Annotated in this window: 12 protein-coding genes and 7 pseudogenes; 7 read left to right on the top strand and 12 right to left on the bottom strand. The window is 61.5% G+C overall.

The annotated features are described in order from the left end of the window. Nucleotides 1-25 precede the first annotated feature (25 nt). A complete protein-coding gene (locus ABIF91_RS44690) occupies nt 26-2,506 on the top strand; it encodes a glycosyltransferase family 2 protein (protein WP_208089652.1) in 2,481 nt (826 codons plus the stop codon). Between the two features lie 2 nt (nt 2,507-2,508). Next, on the top strand, nt 2,509-4,851 hold the full coding sequence (locus ABIF91_RS44685) for a glycosyltransferase family 2 protein (RefSeq protein ID WP_038945154.1): 2,343 nt from the start codon (nt 2,509-2,511) through the stop codon (nt 4,849-4,851). A gap of 54 nt (nt 4,852-4,905) precedes the next feature. Here the strand turns inward: ABIF91_RS44685 and rfbD are convergent, their stop codons facing one another. Then, nucleotides 4,906-5,859, bottom strand: a complete 954-nt coding sequence (rfbD, locus tag ABIF91_RS44680) for a dTDP-4-dehydrorhamnose reductase (RefSeq protein WP_028153757.1) — start codon at nt 5,857-5,859, stop codon at nt 4,906-4,908. After that, a complete protein-coding gene (rfbC, locus tag ABIF91_RS44675; protein ID WP_028180436.1) occupies nt 5,859-6,413 on the bottom strand; it encodes a dTDP-4-dehydrorhamnose 3,5-epimerase in 555 nt (184 codons plus the stop codon). The genes rfbD and rfbC overlap by 1 nt, the downstream gene beginning before the upstream one ends. A gap of 108 nt (nt 6,414-6,521) precedes the next feature. Here rfbC and rfbA point away from each other — a divergent pair, with 108 nt between their 5' ends. The 3 genes from rfbA (at nt 6,522) to ABIF91_RS44660 (ending at nt 9,177) form a co-directional block, all read left to right on the top strand. Continuing rightward, on the top strand, nt 6,522-7,400 hold the full coding sequence (gene rfbA / locus ABIF91_RS44670) for a glucose-1-phosphate thymidylyltransferase RfbA (RefSeq protein WP_028180435.1): 879 nt from the start codon (nt 6,522-6,524) through the stop codon (nt 7,398-7,400). Between the two features lie 24 nt (nt 7,401-7,424). Then, a complete protein-coding gene (rfbB, locus tag ABIF91_RS44665) occupies nt 7,425-8,489 on the top strand; it encodes a dTDP-glucose 4,6-dehydratase (RefSeq protein WP_028153761.1) in 1,065 nt (354 codons plus the stop codon). Nucleotides 8,490-8,616: 127 nt separating this feature from the next. Beyond that, nucleotides 8,617-9,177, top strand: a complete 561-nt coding sequence (locus ABIF91_RS44660) for a hypothetical protein (RefSeq protein WP_225006010.1) — start codon at nt 8,617-8,619, stop codon at nt 9,175-9,177. 9 nt (nt 9,178-9,186) lie between these two features. Here ABIF91_RS44660 and ABIF91_RS44655 read toward each other — a convergent pair. Then, nucleotides 9,187-9,501: pseudogene (locus ABIF91_RS44655) on the bottom strand (transposase); the annotation flags it as partial. A 183-nt stretch (nt 9,502-9,684) separates the two neighbouring features. After that, nucleotides 9,685-10,183: pseudogene (locus ABIF91_RS44650) on the bottom strand (transposase); the annotation flags it as partial. 61 nt (nt 10,184-10,244) lie between these two features. Here ABIF91_RS44650 and ABIF91_RS44645 point away from each other — a divergent pair. Continuing rightward, on the top strand, nt 10,245-11,471 hold the full coding sequence (locus ABIF91_RS44645; RefSeq protein ID WP_038960272.1) for an IS256 family transposase: 1,227 nt from the start codon (nt 10,245-10,247) through the stop codon (nt 11,469-11,471). Between the two features lie 73 nt (nt 11,472-11,544). On the opposite strand, the pseudogene ABIF91_RS44640 reads toward ABIF91_RS44645, so the two are convergent. Then, nucleotides 11,545-12,339: pseudogene (locus ABIF91_RS44640) on the bottom strand (IS256 family transposase); the annotation flags it as partial. A 98-nt stretch (nt 12,340-12,437) separates the two neighbouring features. On the opposite strand from ABIF91_RS44640, the pseudogene ABIF91_RS44635 reads away from it, so the two are divergent. Next, a pseudogene (locus ABIF91_RS44635) lies at nt 12,438-13,066 on the top strand (IS256 family transposase); the annotation flags it as partial. Between the two features lie 126 nt (nt 13,067-13,192). Here ABIF91_RS44635 and istB (ABIF91_RS44630) read toward each other — a convergent pair. From istB (ABIF91_RS44630) to ABIF91_RS44600, 7 genes and pseudogenes are all read right to left on the bottom strand, one after another. After that, nucleotides 13,193-13,726, bottom strand: a pseudogene (gene istB / locus ABIF91_RS44630) (IS21-like element helper ATPase IstB); the annotation flags it as partial. Between the two features lie 74 nt (nt 13,727-13,800). After that, nucleotides 13,801-14,568: an IS21-like element IS1631 family helper ATPase IstB gene (istB, locus tag ABIF91_RS44625; protein WP_038952109.1), complete on the bottom strand. Its 768-nt coding sequence runs from the start codon at nt 14,566-14,568 to the stop codon at nt 13,801-13,803. Nucleotides 14,569-14,572: 4 nt separating this feature from the next. Next, nucleotides 14,573-16,330: an IS21-like element IS1631 family transposase gene (istA, locus tag ABIF91_RS44620; RefSeq protein WP_100214066.1), complete on the bottom strand. Its 1,758-nt coding sequence runs from the start codon at nt 16,328-16,330 to the stop codon at nt 14,573-14,575. 185 nt (nt 16,331-16,515) lie between these two features. Continuing rightward, nucleotides 16,516-16,620, bottom strand: a pseudogene (locus ABIF91_RS44615) (IS21-like element ISFK1 family helper ATPase IstB); the annotation flags it as partial. An 18-nt stretch (nt 16,621-16,638) separates the two neighbouring features. Further along, complete coding sequence (gene istA / locus ABIF91_RS44610; protein WP_060907903.1) at nt 16,639-18,180, bottom strand: IS21-like element ISFK1 family transposase; 1,542 nt, start codon at nt 18,178-18,180, stop codon at nt 16,639-16,641. 231 nt (nt 18,181-18,411) lie between these two features. Beyond that, nucleotides 18,412-18,643 (bottom strand): annotated as a pseudogene (locus ABIF91_RS44605) (ATP-binding protein); the annotation flags it as partial. Between the two features lie 14 nt (nt 18,644-18,657). Further along, nucleotides 18,658-18,999 (bottom strand): hypothetical protein, encoded by a 342-nt coding sequence (locus ABIF91_RS44600; RefSeq protein WP_424579899.1) that lies wholly within the window; start codon nt 18,997-18,999, stop codon nt 18,658-18,660. Nucleotides 19,000-19,027: the final 28 nt, after the last annotated feature.

The raw sequence follows: 19,027 nt of genomic DNA, 5'->3' as shown, positions 1-19,027 counted from the left end.
GCAATCCGAAATGGAGCCGCGTAGCGTGGGTGAGCGTTCGGCCGGGCTAGACCACCATCGCAAGAATCTCGATGTTTCCTTGCTTGTCGGGCCTCACGCGCATATCGCGCTCGAACGCCTCGCAGCCGAGGCGCTGACTACGCAGGAGTTTGCGACGGCGCACAAATACGCCGATCGACGCATTCGAGTTTCGCCTCCACCAGCAGCTCACTGCTTCGTTCTCCGCGCCGAAGCTGCTTGGAGGCTCGGACTTACCGAAGCTGCGCTGTCCGATCTTGCGCGGGCGCGTCTTGTCGATCCTTATGATGTCGGCGCCAACCGCCGGATGCTGGCGTGGGCCGCCGACGAACGGCGACTGGGCGCAGCCGCTCAACTAATATGCCGCGAAGGCAATCTGGCCATCCTTCGAGCTGCCATCGCGGAGCTGCGGCGTGCCGGGGGCCGTCATTGGGCGGCCTGCTCTGTGTTCGACAATCACGTGACGGGCTGGGTCGCCTGGACCAACGCCCTCTTCGTCGAAGTGAGCCTCGCAACCGAAGACGGCACGCTGACGAGCATTCTCGAACCCAATCCGTTTCACGCGCTGGCGAGCGCAGATGTGCAGGCAACAACCTTCTTGGTTCGGCGGCCACCGTCCACGACAGCTCAAATCGTGACGCTGAGATGCGGCGAAGACGTCGTCCAGGTTCGACGCGTGGCGCCTAACCTCACTTCGACGATGAACCTCCGAGCCGCTCGCGATCCTTCCATTGGAATAGGCCCGAACGTCGACCTGCCGACCGTTATCGTCCCCGTCTATGCAGATGCGCGGGCAACGATCGAATGCTTCGAGAGCCTCGACAAGGCAAGGCGTCCACAAGGAACTGGTAAGGACGCCTTTCAGGTTCTCGCCATCGACGATGCCAGCCCGGAAGTGGAGCTGCAGCGCCATCTGAGCGAGCTTGCGACGAAACGCAAGATTCGTCTCCTCGTAAACCCGGTCAATCTCGGCTTTGTCGGCGCGATCAATCGGGCGCTGAAGGAGATCCAGAGGGGCGACGTAGTACTGCTCAACTCCGATACGCTCGTTCCGCCCGGCTTCGTCGATCGGTTGGCCGACGTGGCGTATTCGGCGCCAAACATCGGAACCGTCACACCACTTTCCAACAACGGCGACATCTTTTCCTTTCCAACGCCGAACGACGTTAATCCGATGCAGCGCTATGACGAGATTGTCGCGATCGATCACGTCGCCAGCGCAACGAATGCAGGGAAAGCGATCGATGTCGCAAGCGGCATCGGATTTTGCCTCTATATTACACGCGCCTGCCTCGACAGTGTGGGCGAGCTCTCGGACAAATTCGATCGCGGTTATCTCGAAGACATCGATCTCTGCCTCCGCGCGCGGACCAACGGCTTCCGGAATGTTTGCGCGCCGTCGGTCTATGTCGGACATCACGGCTCGAAATCTTTTCAAGAGGAGAAGCGAGGTCTCGTGCTTCGCAATCTCAGCTTTTTAGACCAGCGATTCCCAGACTACCGGGAGGAATGCCGCGCCTTTGAAATCGCCGATCCGTTACGGCCGGCGCGCGCCGCGCTTGAGCGTGCGCTGCCATGGCCGGCTGAGCCATCGGTACTAGTTCTCGCGGGCGAGCGGACCTGCCCTGCCGTAACGGACGCGCGAATACGCCATCTCCGCCTGCATGGCGAGCGCACGGTCCTGCTCTCGCGGGACAACAACGTGCTTCATCTCCGAGCTGCCGACGGAGGTTTGCCGCAGACCATGCGTTTGAGGTTCGACGCAGAGGCAAATCTCGCCAGCTCTGGCGACATCCTGAGGCGGCTATCCCCGATGCGTATTGAGATCCTTGAGCCAAACCCGCCGCCGCGGCTCATCGAGCTGATCCGGTGCCTCGATGTTCCGATCGATCGCTGGCTGGTATCAGAGAGCATTGGCGAGATTGGTTCCCTGCCCTCCTGCACAACTCCACTTTTCGTTCCCAGCAAAATGGCAGAGGCCTATGCCCAAAGCAGGTGGCCCGATCGCAAGATCGTGCTGCATGACTGGCCCACATGTTTCCTGACACTGCCGCCGATCTCGGCCAATGATAAATCCCTTGTAATCGTTCCCTCGACGCCAACGCTCGCATCCATGCGCATGATAAAAACATTGGCCGATTGTCTGTGGGGGCGCGAACCATCGCTACCGATCGTTATCGCCGGGGCGACCTGCGGCGATGATCGGCTGATGTCACGGCCCAATATCTTCGTCACGGGCGCGATTACTGCGGACGAACTTGGCAATGTCCTGAGACCGCACAATCCGGGCTGGATCCTCACCGATTTTGAGCAGCCCGTCTTCGGCCATCCTCTCGTCGAGACTGCCAGACAGGCGACGAGGCCAGTCGCCTACCGCGACTGGTCCGGCGGCGCGCTGAAGCCTCGCAAAGGCGACCTTGCCATTTCTGCCATTGCGAACGCGGCAGCGCTTGCCGATCTCGTGGTCGACTGGGTCGCGCGGTCCTGAGCATGTCGCGTCTGTCCCGCCAGCCATCCGAACGGACGATCAGACCAAAGCTCGTCAGCCGGCTCGAGCTCGCGCGCGATGGTACGTTGTCCGGCTTCGTCTACGACGCCCAGGAGCCGGAGCGCCGCTATAGCATAGAAATTTTGCTCGACGGCCTGGTGTTCAGCACAACCTATGCCGACGCCTTCGTTCCCGAGCTTGCTGAACAAGCGCACCAGGCGAGTTGCGGATTCGCGATCACGATTGAGCCCGATCTGCTGCGCGCTGCACGCACGCTCGAGGCCCGCCTGGCCAATCTCGGCACGCCTGTCGGCCAATCGGTCAATTTGGAGAGCGAGGGCGCAAATCGCGCCGATCTGCGCAAAACGTGCCAGTTGCGCTGGCTCGGCGGCCTCCATTTCCAGGGCTGGATCGATAGCGACTCCGCGCTCTTTCTGGAGGCAATCGTCGACGGAGAGGCCGTCGCTCAGGTTAATGCAACCGCTTGGACGCATGTTGGGGAAGCTGCGGCACACCGGAATGCGCGCGCCTTTGATTTCCACGCCCCGCGACGCTTTGCCGACGGCCGCGTTCACCGCGTTTCGTTGCGCAGAGAGGACGGTGAGCCAATTCCATCGACGGCCGTCTTTGTCGCCTTTCCCGACGGCCTTGCCGGAATGATCGACGCGCTCGGCGGCTACGGTGCCGAGCGCCTGCGCGGTCAGCTGTATGATCAACTGATTCCCGCCTCGCTTCCGTTCTCCGACTACGTGAATTGGTGCGATCGCTTCCCGCTGCCGATGCCGCGAGCAAGTGGCCTTTCGCTCGCGGTCGTCGTCGCCGGCGCGCCCGGCGCGGAGCAGACGCTCGCCGCGCTCTCGATTCAGACCCACGAAAGCTGGACGGCAGGCGTGATTGACGGCGAGCTACTGTCCGTCGACAGCGACGCTCTGTTGGAGTTTCTGGACAGCGCCGCATCCGATTCACATCACGTCGTCATCGCGATGGCGGGTGTGGTGCTCGAGCCGAATGCCCTGGCCCGCATTGCCGCAGCATTCGACGCCTATCCGGAGGCGATCGCCTTGTACGGCGACCTCGATTTTCTCGCCGAGGATGGCCGGCTCTGGCCGCTGGCCTTTCCTGCATTCGATTACGAAAGGATGCTAGAGCAAGGCTATTGTGCGCATCTGTTTGCTGTACGACGAGACGCCCTGCTCGCCGGCCTTGAGACCCGTCCCGACAATCTTTACCGCCTCTTCAACTGCTTGCTCGATCACGCTGGTCCACGTGAGGACAACATCCTTCATCTGCCGGGAGCTCTGGCGACGCTTCCTAACCTCGATCGAACGTACGCCAGCCGTCTGCTCGCCGCGGCGAGCCAAATGCACCTCGACGCACGTGCCGTCAGTGCCGATGTAACCCCGCAACAAGTTAACCTGTTTCCTGCGGTTCGAATTGGTCGAGCGATTCCGCACCAGCGCGTGACAGTGGTCATCCCGACCCGAGACGGTCTCCCGCTCTTGCGGACCTGTATCGACAGCATCGCGCCGGCGGTCGAGTTCTGCCGCGCAGATATTCTCGTTGTCGACAATGACAGTGTCGACCCCAAGACGATCGCCTATCTTGCGGGCTTGGCGAGACGCGGCGTACGGACTTTGCGGGTCGAAGGTCCCTTCAATTTCGCGAGGCTGAACAATCACGCCGCAGCAACACTCGACAGTGACGTGCTCTGTCTCCTCAACAACGACATCGAGGCGAGTTCCAAAGACTGGCTCGAGGAGATGCTCACGCGGCTTGCCGAGCCTGATGTCGGTGCGGTCGGCGCGCTCCTGACTTGGCCTGGTGGCGTCGTTCAGCATGGCGGTGTCGTCCTGGGAATGAATTTCGCGGCGACTCACGCTTTTACCGATAGATTCGGTGATGATCCCGGGTTTCTCGATCAGCTCCTTGTGGCGCACGAATGCAGCGCCGTGACTGCGGCCTGCCTCGCCACCAGACGCAGAGACTATCTTGCCGTTGGCGGGATGGACGAGTCGCGCTTCGCGATCGCCTTCAATGACGTCGACTATTGCTTGCGGTTGCGCCAAGCGGGCAAGCGAATCGTTTTCACGCCGCATGCGAAGTTGGTTCACGCCGAATCAGCCAGCCGCGGGCGGGATGATCGCGCCGACCGGCGCGGCCGGTTCGAGCATGAACTTAATCTGCTTCGGGCGCGCTGGGGTGAATGGCTCAACGAGGACCCTGCCTACAATCCGCAGCTCTCACGCGATGGGATTCCCTACAGCGGCCTCGCCTGGCCGCCCGGGCCGCGCGCCCCTCGCTACAATCATCTCGAATCGGCGCGTGACGTGCCGTTGGGGTTCTGATGCGGCGCCTCTTCGTCATTCAGCCGCTGCGCGCTCCCTTCGCTGATCCGCCGTTCAATCACGAATAGGCTCGGTGCGGGAGCTGCGCGCCGGCTCGGCGCGTGCTGCGTTTTCTTGCAAGGCAACGAAATCGTCGAGCTCGACCGGTAACGCCTCATGCCAATTCGGCGTGGTCACTCCAAACTGTCTCTTCAGGCGCGACAGGTCGAGCCGCGAATTGCCGGGCCGTATCGCCTTGGTCGGGAAATCGGCCGTGGCGATCGGAATGACGCGTTCCACCTCGAGCCTTAGGCCGCGCGACCTAAGGCCGGCGACGATCGCGCTGGCAAAGCCATGCCAACTTGTCTCGCCGGCGCAGACGAGATTGACGACGCCGCCTTTGCGCGCAAAGAGCTCATTCAGGTTCGACAGATTTGGCAGCGCGATATCCGCAATGGCGTTGGCGACCGTTCTCGCAGTGGTCGGCGCGCCGATCTGGTCACCAACGATGCGTAGCTCTTTGCGCTCCGCCGCAAGCCGCGCGATGGTGCGTAGGAAGTTGGCGCCCTTGGCGGCGTAGACCCAAGAGGTACGTGCAATTAGATGCGGACCGCCTGCTGCGCAAATGGCAGTGTCACCGGCAAGCTTGCTCGCGCCGTAGACCGACAACGGCCCCGTTGGGCTATCCTCGCGCCATGGCGCATTCCCAGAGCCATCGAAGACGTAGTCTGTGGAAAAATGCACCAGCGGCACGCAACGTTTTGCAGCCCATTTGGCGATCACCTCGGGTCCCCCGGCATTGATGCGGAATGCGAGCTCGCGTTCGTCCTCGGCGCGATCCACGGCGGTATAGGCCGCGGGGTTGATGATGAGATCCGGCTGGAACGTGTCGAGCGCCCTGACGAGTCTGTCAGGCTTCGACAGATCGAACTTATTGAGGTCAGGCGCGATGATTGTGCCCCGTCGAGCCAGGAGTGATTGCAATGCACCTCCGACCTGCCCGCCGGTTCCCGTCAACAGTATCCGCATCAGACTTGCCCATACAATGGAAGGTTTTTGATGTCGGCAAGCAGCGGCGCGTCCGCGTCCTTGGCCGAGAGCGACGGCTTTTCGATACCCCAGTTGATACCGATCGCCGGGTCGTCCCAGCGGATCGAAACCTCGTGCTCCGGATTAGAGAAATCATCGCATTTGTAGAAAAAGTCCGCGACCTGTGAGAGCACCAGGAAACCATGCGCGAAGCCGCGCGGAACCCATAGCTGGCGCCGGTTCTGCTCGCTCAACTCGACGGCAACGTGACGTCCGAAATTAGGGCTGCCGACGCGGGTGTCGACAGCGACGTCGAGCACCTTGCCCCGCAGCACGGCGGCTAGTTTGCCCTGGGTAATGGGATTTTGCAGATGCAGACCCCGCAGCACGCCGTAACGCGAACGGGACATGTTGTCCTGCACGAAGCGTCGCGTGATACCGCATGTGTTGTAACGAGTCAATTGATAGCTCTCGACGAAGAAGCCACGGTCGTCGCCGAAGAACTTGGGCTCGATGATGAGAACTTCGGGGAGCTCGGTCCGGATCACATTCATTCCGCAGCACTTTGAGTTTGCCGACCGACCCGATTCTCTCGGCGTCCGCACTAACTTGCACTCTTCACATTATATGGTATGCTTGTGATAAGTAAACTGTGAGGAGCAATGAAAGGCATCATTCTCGCAGGCGGCACCGGCTCTCGCCTCTATCCCGTGACGACCGTCGTTTCGAAGCAACTTCTGCCGGTCTTCGATAAACCTATGATCTACTATCCGCTCTCCACGCTAATGCTGGGCGGAATTAGGGAAATCTTGATCATCTCCACGCCGCACGACAAGGCGCTTTTCGAGCGCCTGCTCGGCGATGGCAGCGAAATCGGTTTGCGTTTCTCCTACGCGACGCAAGCGACGCCGCGCGGAATTGCCGACGCGTTCATCGTCGGACGGCATTTCATCGGCGACGATCCGGTCGCCCTTGTGTTAGGTGATAACATTTTCTACGGGCACAACCTGCCGGGAATGTTAACTAAGGCATCCCTGCGCAATAAAGGCGCTACCATATTCGGTTATGTCGTCAACACACCCGAGCAATATGGCGTGGTCGAGCTCGATCAGGCCGGCCGCGCGCTTTCGATAGAGGAGAAGCCGAAACAGCCGAAGTCCAACGTCGCGGTGACCGGCCTCTACTTCTACGACAACGACGTGCTCGACATTGCCGCATGCATCAAGCCGTCGGCTCGTGGCGAGATCGAGATTACGGACGTCAACGAGGTCTATATGGAACGGGGCGATCTCTACGTGGACGTGCTCGGTCGCGGCTTTGCCTGGCTCGACACCGGTACGCATTCCTCGCTCGTCGAAGCCAGCCATTTCGTCCAGATCCTCGAGCAACGCCAGGGCCTGCGCATCGCCTGCCCAGAAGAAATCGCTTTGCGACAGGGCTACATTACGATTCAAGCGTTCGAGCGGGTGGCTGCGAAAACCGCCAAGAGCAGCTACGGCGAATATCTACAATCTGTCGCACGCGCGCACCGAGCAGACTGATTCGGCAGACGGAGTAGATTGATCATGCGTTTGAAGGGGATCACCATCTTCGTGACGGGTGGGGCCGGGTTCATCGGCTCCGCGGTCGTACGACATCTCCTGCGTAATAGCCACGCACGCGTCGTCAACCTCGACAAGCTCACCTACGCCGCGGTCCTTTCTCCCCTGACCGGCGCGACGAAAACGAACTACGCCTTCGAGAAGCAATGCATCTGCGACGCGCCCGGTGTACGCCGACTGTTCGAGCGCTATCAGCCCGACGCTGTGTTGAACCTTGCCGCAGAGAGCCACGTCGACCGCTCGATCGACGGCCCCGGCGAATTCATCCAAACCAATATTGTAGGAACGTTCACACTGCTCCAGGAAGCCCTACGCTACTGGAGGGCGCTGTGTCCGGACAAGCGGGCGCGGTTCCGCTTCCAGCATATCTCCACGGATGAAGTATTCGGCTCGCTCGGCGAGGACGGCTTCTTCACGGAAAACACGCCCTACTCGCCCAATTCACCCTACTCCGCAAGCAAAGCTTCATCCGACCACTTGGTGCGCGCCTGGCATAAGACTTACGAGCTGCCGACGCTCCTGACCAACTGCTCGAACAATTACGGCCCCTATCACTTCCCGGAAAAGCTGATCCCGCACATGATCATTAAGGGTCTGGCCGGAGTGCAGCTTCCCGTCTACGGCGATGGAAAAAACGTTCGCGATTGGCTCTATGTCGAGGATCACGCCAAGGCCCTCACACTCGTGCTCGAGCACGGAGCCGTCGGCGAGACCTATAATATCGGTGGCCGGAACGAGCGGACCAATCTGCATGTGGTGGAGACGATCTGCGACTTGCTCGACGACCTCGCCCCGAGCACGGACGGCCCGCGCCGCCGCCTGATCTCCTTTGTCACCGACCGCCCCGGCCACGACCGCCGCTACGCCATCGACGCCTCCAAGCTCGAACGCGATCTCGGCTGGAGCGCGGTGGAGAATTTCGAGAGTGGCATCGACAAGACGGTGCGCTGGTATATCGAGCAGAAGCCGTGGTGGCAGGCGATCCTGGAGCGCGGATATCAGACCAAGCGGGTCGGACTGAGTCAATAGCGTCAATGAGTCGTCGCCGAACCGCGTCGTCTCACTGAATTCATGATTAACCGTCACTCGGTTTCAAGGATCGCGTCGTACGGCGGTGAGGCCTCTCTTGCCGCGTCCACCTGAACGCGAGGCGCTCATGCTGCCAAGAATGTCAGAGGAAGAAACGGCTCTGTTCCTGTCGTTTGTCAGAAACAGCCGCGACTACGTGGAATTCGGCACGGGTGGCAGCACCGTTCTCGCTTCGAAGTACGTCAAACGTTCGATACGGTCCGTTGACTCCTCTCAGGAATGGTTGAAGCGCGTGGGCAGCGCATGCGCCGAATGCCAGACCCAACCCGAGCTGATGCTTGTCGACATCGGTCCCACCGGCGATTGGGGTTTTCCAACCGATGGTGCCACCAAGTCGCGCTGGCCTGATTACCATTCGGCCATCTGGAGGTATGAGCAGAGTGCAGACGCTGATCTCTACCTTGTCGATGGCCGCTTCAGGATTGCGTGCTTTGCGCAGACCGTCTTGCATTGCAAGCCGACAGCCATCATCGGCTTTCACGACTTCAGCTCCCGGCGTCCCTATCATTGCGTGAGAAAGATAGCCCAGGAGATCGCAACGGCCGGCGACCTATCGTTTTTCCTTCCGCTGCCCAGACGGGACGCCGCGGAAGCTATCCTTCGCTCCCATTACACGGAGCCGTCCTAGTACCCGGAATCAGAGCTGAGTGATACGGCGGCCTTTGAAACGGCGTTGACGGACCTTTTTCTTGGTCCAGACGAAGGGCTCGGCTCTGTCGTTGTATGCGTTGACGTAGGCATCGATGTGTTCCTGAAGCTGCTTGAGGCTCGTGAAGGAGGTGCCGCTGAGCGACTGCCCCTGCAAGATGGAAAACCATACTTCGACCTGATTGAGCCATGACGCACTTGTCGGCGTGAAATGAAATTGCACGTTGGGGTGGGCCTTGAGCCAGTCCTCGTTCTTTTTATGGGTGTTGAGGTTGTCGAGGATGACGTGAAGCTTGCGGTTCGGAGGGTGTCAGTAACTCGGTGTAAGATGGTTTCTGTGAGTTTACCTTTGACAGGAGACTCACATGGCTACGGATTTTTCACCTGAGATTTTGGACCAGCTTCTTGCCGGGGGCAGCCTCAAGCCAGAAGACTTAGCCGGCGAAGACGGTGAGCTATCGCCAAATTTTGGTGACGGCCGGGCCGGTCAGGCGGCGGCGGTTTTGGGCTCACGGTCAGCCGTGCTTGGCGATGACCTCAATCCCGTCGTTGAATGTCACACCGAGCACGAGTTTTGGCAACTGGTTGTGACCATCGAGTCGACGCCAACTTTTCTGCGCGGCCTCGGCCAGTTTGAAGACCATCGCGAGCGCCGTCCTGTTGGACAGGCAACCCTTCGATCGGATCGTGCGGTGGCGCACGGTGGCGAAGGTGCTTTCAATGGGATTGGTCGTCCGCAGGTGTTTCCAGTGCTCGGCGGGGAAGTCGTAGAAAGCCAGCAGCGTGTCCCGATCCTTGCCGAGGCAGTCGGCCGCCTTTTCGTATTTGGGTGTGTAGCTCTCGATGAAGGCGTCGAATGCCAGCTCGGCGGTGGCCTTGGACTCCGCCATCCAAATCTCCTGCAGCGCGCGTTTGGCTTTCGGCTGCTGGCTCTTTGGCAGCTTGGCGAGCACGTTGGTGGTCTTGTGCACCCAGCAGCGCTGCTGAGGGTGTCAGTAACTCGGTGTAAGATGGTTTCTGTGAGTTTACCTTTGACAGGAGACTCACATGGCTACGGATTTTTCACCTGAGATTTTGGACCAGCTTCTTGCCGGGGGCAGCCTCAAGCCAGAAGACTTAGCCGGCGAAGACGGGCTTTTCAGACGACTGAAGAAGGCGCTTCTGGAGCGCGCACTGGGTGCGGAGCTGACCCACCACCTTGGCTATGAGAAGGGCGACCCGGCGGGCCGCGGGTCGGGCAACAGCCGCAACGGCACAAGCAGCAAAGCGCTGTTGACGGACGACGGCGAGATCGAGATCGAGGTGCCGCGCGACCGCGCCGGCACGTTCGAACCGGTGATCGTCGCGAAGGGCCAGACCCGCTTCGACGGCTTCGACGAGAAGATCATCAGTCTCTACGGGCGGGGCATGACGGTACGGGAGATCCAGGGCCATCTGGCCGAGCTCTACGGCACCGAGGTGTCCCCCGATCTGATCAGCAAGGTCACCGACGCGATTCTCGACGAGGTCCGCGAATGGCAGAGCCGGCCGCTGGAAGCGATCTATCCGGTGGTCTTCTTCGACGCGCTCAGGGTCAAGATTCGCGATGAGGGGATGGTCAAGAACAAGGCAGTCTACGTCGTGCTGGGCATCACTGCATCGGGCGAGAAAGACGTGCTCGGGCTTTGGATCGAGCAAACCGAAGGCGCCAAATTCTGGCTCAAGGTCATGAACGATCTGAGGAACCGCGGCGTCGCCGACATCCTGATCGCCGTCGTCGACGGTCTGAAGGGCTTTCCCGAGGCGATCAACAGCGTCTTTCCCAAGGCGATGGTCCAGACCTGCATCGTGCATTTGATCCGCAACAGCCTATCCTTCGTGTCCTGGAAGGATCGCAAGGCGATCCTTCCCTCGATCAAGGCGATCTATCATGCCGAGAATGCCGACGCCGCTCTGCTCAGGCTCGAGGACTTCGAAGCCGAGTGGGGCAAGCGCTATCCCGCGATCGGGGCGGCCTGGCGCCGGGCGTGGGAGCACGTCATTCCGTTCTTCGCCTTCGCGCCGGAGATACGCAAAATGATCTATACCACCAACGCGGTCGAGGCGCTGAACCGTTCGCTGCGCAAGATCATCAAAACACGCGGCAGCTTCCCCAACGACGAGGCGGCGATGAAGCTGCTTTACCTCGCCATCAGAAATGCCGGCATCCATTGGCGACGACCGGTTGCATGGACGGCCGCAATGGGCCAGTTTGCCATCCAGTTCGGCGAGCGCTTTGCAGGCTCAGCGGACTGACCCCATGGGGTCAGTCCGCTGACCCCGCAAACCCCTCACAGAGACGCTCTTACACAAAACTTCTGACACTCCCGCGCTGCTCGCGCGTTGTCGGCCAGACCTCACCGGCGGCCTTCCAGAACCCGAGCGCGCCGTCGGCAATGACGAGCCGCGGCGACACGTCGAGCCCACGCCGCTTCAGATCGAGCAGCAGATCGCGCCAATCGTGCGCGCTCTCGCGGGCGCCATCGGTGAAGCCGACCAGTTCCTTGCGGCCTTCCGGCGTCGCGCCGATCAGCACCAGGATGCACTGCTTCTCGTCCTCGAGGCGAGCTTCGAGATGGATGCCATCGGCCCAGATGTAGACATAGCGCCTGGCCGAAAGATCGCGCTTTTGCCACGCGGCGTACTCGTCGAGCCAGCCGTCCTTCAGGCGACCAACGGCGGATGCCGACAACCCGGCAGCATCCTTGCCGAGCAGCGCCGCCAGCGCCTCGGAGAAGTCGCCGGTCGAGATCCCCTTCAAATAGAGGATCGGCAGCAGCGTCTCGATCGACTTCGACCGCCGCATGTAGGGCGGCACGACCGATGGCGAGAACCGGATACGGTCGGGATCGGCGGCGGCGGCCTCGCGATCGCGCACACGCGGCTGGCGGACGGAGACTGGACCGATCCCGGTCATCACCTCGCGCTCCGGCAGGTGACCGTGGCGGACCACACGCTGCTGGCCGTCCTCGGTCTTCACATCGGCATGCTTGCCGAGAAAGTCCGCGACCTCGGCCTCGACCGCCTGCGCCAACAGAGCGCGGGCCCCGTTACGCAAGATTTCGGTGAGTTGGTCGTCGAACACTCCTGGCTGAATCAGCTTGGTGACGTTATCGTTGGACACGGCATATCGCTCCTTCGGTGGAGAAGTGGAGGCGTCAAGCACCCCCACGATATGCCGCCTTCCCGATTCCCGCCGTCACCAACTTTCAGCGATAGCTCGAAGACGGGCTTTTCAGACGACTGAAGAAGGCGCTTCTGGAGCGCGCACTGGGTGCGGAGCTGACCCACCACCTTGGCTATGAGAAGGGCGACCCGGCGGGCCGCGGGTCGGGCAACAGCCGCAACGGCACAAGCAGCAAAGCGCTGTTGACGGACGACGGCGAGATCGAGATCGAGGTGCCGCGCGACCGCGCCGGCACGTTCGAACCGGTGATCGTCGCGAAGGGCCAGACCCCCCCCGCTTCGACGGCTTCGACGAGAAGATCATCAGTCTCTACGGGCGGGGCATGACGGTACGGGAGATCCAGGGCCATCTCGCCGAGCTCTACGGCACCGAGGTGTCCCCCGATCTGATCAGCAAGGTCACCGACGCGATTCTCGACGAGGTCCGCGAATGGCAGAGCCGGCCGCTGGAAGCGATCTATCCGGTGGTCTTCTTCGACGCGCTCAGGGTCAAGATTCGCGATGAGGGGATGGTCAAGAACAAGGCAGTCTACGTCGTGCTGGGCATCACTGCATCGGGCGAGAAAGACGTGCTCGGGCTTTGGATCGAGCAAACCGAAGGCGCCACATTCTGGCTCAAGGTCATGAACGATCTGAGGAACCGCGGCGTCGCCGACATCCTGATTGTGGATTCCAACGAAGCCGGCCATGCATTCCAATTCGAAGCCGGCCGGGTATTCCGATCTGAAGCCGGCCACCCGTGGCGTCGTTCGCATGGGTCAATTTCATGATGTCGTCGAGGGCTGGGAAGGTCAAGAGACCGGTTGATCTTGAGCGGGTTGCTTCTGCTTCCTGAGGCTCTCTCCTTTGAGTTCGATGCGGTAGGCATTGTGGACGAGGCGATCGAGGATCGCGTCGGCGATGGTGGGGTTTCCGATGATTTCGTACCAGCGATCGACGGGCAGCTGGCTGGTGACGATGATCGAACGGGCTTCGTATCGATCCTCGACGATTTCGAGCAAATCACGGCGCTGGTCGGCGTCGAGAGGTTCTGGTCCCCAGTCGTCCAGGATCAGCAGATCAAGTCGTGCGATCGCCCGCAGCATCCTGGTATAGCGTCCGTCGGCGCGTCCCAGTGCGAGAGCGGCGAACAGACGCGGGACGCGATGGTAGGCAACGGCGAAGTCGTCCCGGCAGGCCTTGTGGCCGAGGGCGCAAGCAAGCCAACTCTTGCCGACGCCGCATGGCCCAGTGACGAGGAGATTATGCCTCGCTCGGATCCAGTCGCCGGCGGCGAGTTTTAGAAAGAGCGTGCGGTCGAGCCCGCGGATGGCACGGTAGTCGACCCCGCGGGTCACTTCAAATTCCTCCGGGTGTGGTCAGTCAAATTCCTCCACCCGCGAGGCAGGACAAGGGACTGTTAGTTTGAGTTTGTTTCCCGGGCAAGAGCTTCAGCGGCTTCTTTGAGCCGATAGCTGCGTCCGTCGAACTCAAGCAGATGGCAATGATGCATAAGGCGATCGAGGATCGTCGTGCTCATAGTGTTGTCCCCAAGGTATGCCCCCCAATCCTGCACGACGCGATTGGAGGTGACGATGACGCTGCGGCGCAGTTTGTAACGCTGATGGATCAGGGTCTGCAGCAAAGTGCCGGCGTCGTCGGGGATGGCGCGTGCGAGGAATAGATCGTCCAGCACGAGGAGATCGCAGTCGATGATGGTTCGCAGCCGGACCTCGCGTTGTGCCGGAGAGTTCAGGGCGTAGCGGTGGAAGAAGTCGTCGGTCTCAAGATACTGGACCTTGTGGCTTTGCAGGATCGCCTGATAGGCAATCGCCTTGGCGATGTGCGACTTCCCGGTGCCAGGTTTGCCAACAAGCAGAGCGTTCTCGCCAGCGGCAATGAACGCCAGGGTGTGGAGCTGGAAGCAGGTCTGACGTGGCAGTTTGGGATTGAAGGACCAGTCGAACTCGGCGAGCGTCAGCTTTTCGTCGAGCCCGGATTGCTGGTATCGCCGCTCGATAAGACGGGACTGACGACGGTCCAGTTCATCCTGCAGGATAAGGGAGAAGGTCTCGAGGAAGGGCTGGTTGGCGCCCTGCGCCTGGAGCACGCGCGTCTGCAGCGTGTCGCGGACACCCGACAGGCGCAGCTGTCGTAGGCAACGCTCAATTTCCGGCATGGTCATCATGTGGCTAGGTCTCCAGTTTAAGGTGAGAAGGTGCAGCGGGAGCGCTCGTGGCGCCGGAGTTGGCCGGGGTTGCGCAGGCGACACGAGCGCGGATTGCCGTGGCGTGATCGTCGTGAGCCTCGGCCTGCCGACCATTGTCGTCGGCGTCGCGCCGCACAGCGCGGCTGAAGAGGTCGCCGTATTCCGCGGGGGTACGGATCAGCGGATGATCCTGGGTGAGCGGCGATGCCGGCTGTGGCGTCACTCCAACCTGCTCGATCGCCTGTTCGAACAACCGCTCGACGGTCGCACGCACGTGCTTGTAGCGGTAGATGCGGTTGTCGATGGCGTGCGCGCAGGCCTGCTCGACCAGCCGCGCCGGATACTTCCGGCCCAGCCCGACAATGCCCCACATCGCGCGCTGTCCGGGGCGCCCTTCGGTGTCGAACACCTGCTGGCACAAGGCCCTGGTCTGCGGTCCGATGCGCTCGGCGCTCGCCAGCAGCACGGCGGTTTGCCGCGACGGGTTGAACGGCCGTTCGCTGGTCGGCAGGACGACAGAACCGGGGTGCGCCATCCGGGAATGAACACGCAGCAGCGCACGGGTGTGGCGATCACGGATCTCGATCGTGGTGGTGTAGATGCGCACGACGACCTGGCTGCCGATCGGCGCGGGCCGCGCGGCGTAATAGCTGTTGTCGACGCGTACGGTGGTGTCGTCGCAGACAGTCCGGACGACTTCGGTGAAGATGCGGAAGGGAGCGACAGGCAGCGGCCGCAGGTGCGGCTTCTCTTCCTGGAACATCGCCTCGACCTGACGGCGCGTGCTGCCGTGGATGCGTTTGGAAGCCCAGTTCTCCTCCCAGTGCCTCAAGAACTCGTTTTGCGCCTCCAGCGTCTCGAAGCGCCGTCCGGCCAGCGCAGTGCCCTGGGTATGTTGAATCGCATTCTCGACGCATCCTTTCCGATTTGGATCGGCCACGCGCGCGGGATCGGCGACCACGGCGTAATGAGCCAGCATCGCGCTGTAAATCGGGTTGAGCTGGGGCTCGTACAAATCCGGCTTGAGGACGCCTTCCTTCAGGTTGTCGAGCACGACATAGCTGGGGACCCCGCCAAAATACCGGAACGCCTCTTCGTGGAGCTGCGCCCAGACTTGTTGGCTGGACTTCCAGACTACCCGCCGGAAGCTGCGCCGCGAGTAGCGTAGCGTCATCACGAACAGGCGGGGACGACGGTACCGCCCGCTCTTCGGATCAACCGTCGGCGCGCCCTCGCCATAGTCGACCTGAGCTTCCTCGCCGGGGAGGAACTCAAGACGATCAAACTGCTCAGGATCAGCGTGCCGCAACCGGCGCACAAACCGCTTGACACTCTGGTAGCTGGACGGAAAGCCAAATTGATCAACCAGGTCCTGGTAAATCGCCTGCGCGTTCCGCTTCAGCCGGACCTGTTCTTCGATCCACGTCCGATGCGCTTCGCAAGCCGAACGGGCCAGGCTGCTGGTGACCGTCGCTTCCGATGTCCCAAAAGCCGGTGGTCGGGGTGGAGGAATTTGGCCGTCCGCGCTCACCGAGCCGGTGGTCACTTCCCCGGGGGAATTTGCCTCCGCACCGGCCCGCAGCGCCTGATAACGCCGGATCGTCTTGCGATCGACACCCGTCAGCCGGTGAATCTCGCGCTGGCTGGTGTTGCGATCAAGTAATGTAAGTACGGTGCTTTGCAGATGTCGCTTCAAGACGTTCAACTCCCCGGCCCCTTGCTGGCTAAAGGGGTCGAACATAAACGTCCTGCCTGACCGGCTACTGCTGTTCAGCGGCGCTGACGGCGATCTGCGGATTTCACGGATCGTGAGCATCGATTTCGCGCGATCGTGAGCACTGAATTCAGACGATCGTGAGCAGCCCGCTACGGCCGATGGGAGATAGAGTCAGTGTTCTGGTTGGCCGTCAAGGGTGATGGTTTTGGCGGCAGGGCTTCGAGATCGGGCGATCGGCGCTGCTCCTCGAAGGCCTTGGCCATTCCGGTCAGGCCAAGCTCGATCAGCCGTTCGTGGGTTGGGTGGTTAAGCATGCCGGGTCTCTCCTTGCTTCAGTGGAAGTAGTCGCGTCCGCGGATGTTGCCGTGGCGCAGGGGCTGGTGCTCGAAAGATTCGTCGAAGAACGTGCGATCGAGGCCGTTCTGGAGGATCGATCTAATCGAGGCGACGGAGCGCGCCTTGATGAGGATGCCCCTCCGGCAGGCTGCGTCGAGGCGTTCGGCGCCGTAGCTTTTGACGAGCGCCAGAATGCCAAGGCAGGTTCGAAAGCCTTGTTCTGGATGGGGGCGGGCGTCGATCACGGCCTGGAAAAACGCTGCTGTCGAAGGACCGATCCGCTCGCCGGCGGCGATCACCGCGGCGGGGGTCCATTTGCCGTAGCGGCGATGGGCGCTGGGCATGTGGTCGGCGATGGTGGTGTGTCCGCGTCGGTTGGGCGCGCGGGCATGGCTGGCGATCCGCTGGCCCTTGTGGAAGATCTCGACCGTCCGATCGTCGATACGGGCATCGACCAGCTCGCCAATCAGACGATACGGCGCGGAGTACCAATGGCCGTCGACCTCGACATGATAATCGGGAGCGAGGCGGCAGCGCTTCCAGCGTGCGAAGGCATAAGGCTGATCTGGCAGCGGGGTTAGCTTGGGTTTGTCGAGTTCGGCAAACAGTTCGGCGCGGCTTGAGCCGAAGCCACGCATTTGACGAGCATTGAGTTCGTCGACGAGTGTCTTGATGGCGGCGTTGAGCTCGGCCCGGGAAAAGAAGCGCTGATTGCGCAGCCGGGCCAGAATCCAGCGCTGGGCGATTTGCACCGCGACCTCGACCTTCGCCTTGTCTTTTGGGCGCCGCGGCCGTGCGGCGAGAATGGCCGTGCCGTAATGGCTCGCCATCTCGGCATAAGTGCGATTGAGGCCGGGATCGTAGCGGTCGGGGTTGCTGACGGCGGCTTTGAGGTTGTCGCAGACCACGAACGTCGGCGTTCCGCTCAAAAACGTGAACAAGTTGACGTGGGCCCGGATCCAGTCGGCCAAGCTCTCGCTGGGGCAGGCCTCGGCGTAGGTGTAGTTCGAAGCGCCCATCGCCGCGACGAACAGCTTCATCGGCTGCACTTCCCCGGTCAGGGGATCGACGATGTCGATGGTGTCGCCGGCGAAATCCACGAACACCTTCTCGCCGCCCAGATGAATCTGCCGCATCGAAGGTCGGACCCGCCCCTTCCAGGCCTCGTAGGTAGTGCAGAACCACGTGTACCCGAAACCGTCGGGATTAACGGCGCGATACTCCTCCCAGAGCAGGCGACGGGTTACGTTGCGCCGGCGGAGCTCTTTATCGATGTAGCTCCAGTCGGGCACCGGCCGCTGCGGGCTCTGAGACGCTGGTCGTGGGGCCGGGAAAAGCAAAAGCTCCAGGTCTTCATCGGTCATTCCCTCCGGAAGCGGCCAGCTCAACCCAGCAGAGCGGGCGCGGCTCAGGTAGCTGTGCACAACGCCGTTGCTGACGCCCACGCTCCGCGCGATGGCCCGCTCTGGCAGGCCTTGAAAATGTTTTAACCGAAGGACTTCCTTGATCCGGCGCATCGACAATCTCTGGGTAGGCATTGGACTTCCTCGTTAACCACGAGGTCATCCCTAAGCCGGTTGAGTTGTCGGCCGAAGCGCTGCAAGGCTCCGAAAGCCTTGCTCACGATCCCGCGAAATCGTTGCTCACGATCGTCTGAAATCTCTGCTCACGATCCCCTGAAATCCGCACTCACGATCCCGCGAAACGCGCACGGCGATCATCAGGTGGGGGAGTTTCAAGTGACCATACCCGGGGGATTTTGACCGACCCACGGGGGTCGACATCCTCGACGCAAGCGGCATGACGTAGCTTGGCGGCGCGAGCTCTGCTCTCAAACCGCTTTTGCTGTCGCTGCGTTTTCTCCTGTTCCAGGAGCAGGGCCAGCCATTCGGCATGTTCGAGGCTGCGTGCTTCGGGCTGGGCATCAAGCTCCTTGAAGCCTTTGGCCATGCCGTGGAGACCGAGATTTTGCAGCAGGTCGAGCGTGGGATGGGTCAGCATGCTGGATTTTCCTTTCAATGGAAGTAGCCGGGGCCGCGCAGATTGGGATGGTCGACGACGACGTCATCGGTGGGGCGAGCGCTGCGGTCGAGCTTGTTGGCGATGATCGAGGCGATGCTCTTGTAGGTCAGCGCGCGGACCGCAACCGCGCGGGCCGCGATCAACTCGGCGCGTTCCGGATCGAGATCCTTGAACAGCCGAAGCACACCCAGACAGGTCCGGAATCCTTGTTCGGGATGAGGCCGATTGGCCAGAATGGCGAGGACGAGACCCTCAGTGTTTAGCCCGATCGATCGTCCCCAGCGACGGAACCGCTCGGGAGTCCACTCGGCGTAACGCCGATGCGCGCTGGGCATGTGGTCGGGATCGGTGCCGTGCGAGCTA

The sequence above is a fragment of the Bradyrhizobium sp. USDA 241 genome, from assembly GCF_049739505.1.
Classification (GTDB): Bacteria; Pseudomonadota; Alphaproteobacteria; order Rhizobiales; family Xanthobacteraceae; genus Bradyrhizobium; species Bradyrhizobium liaoningense.
The sequence above is the reverse complement of the archived record's forward strand: the minus strand, read 5'-3'. Positions and strand labels throughout refer to the sequence as shown.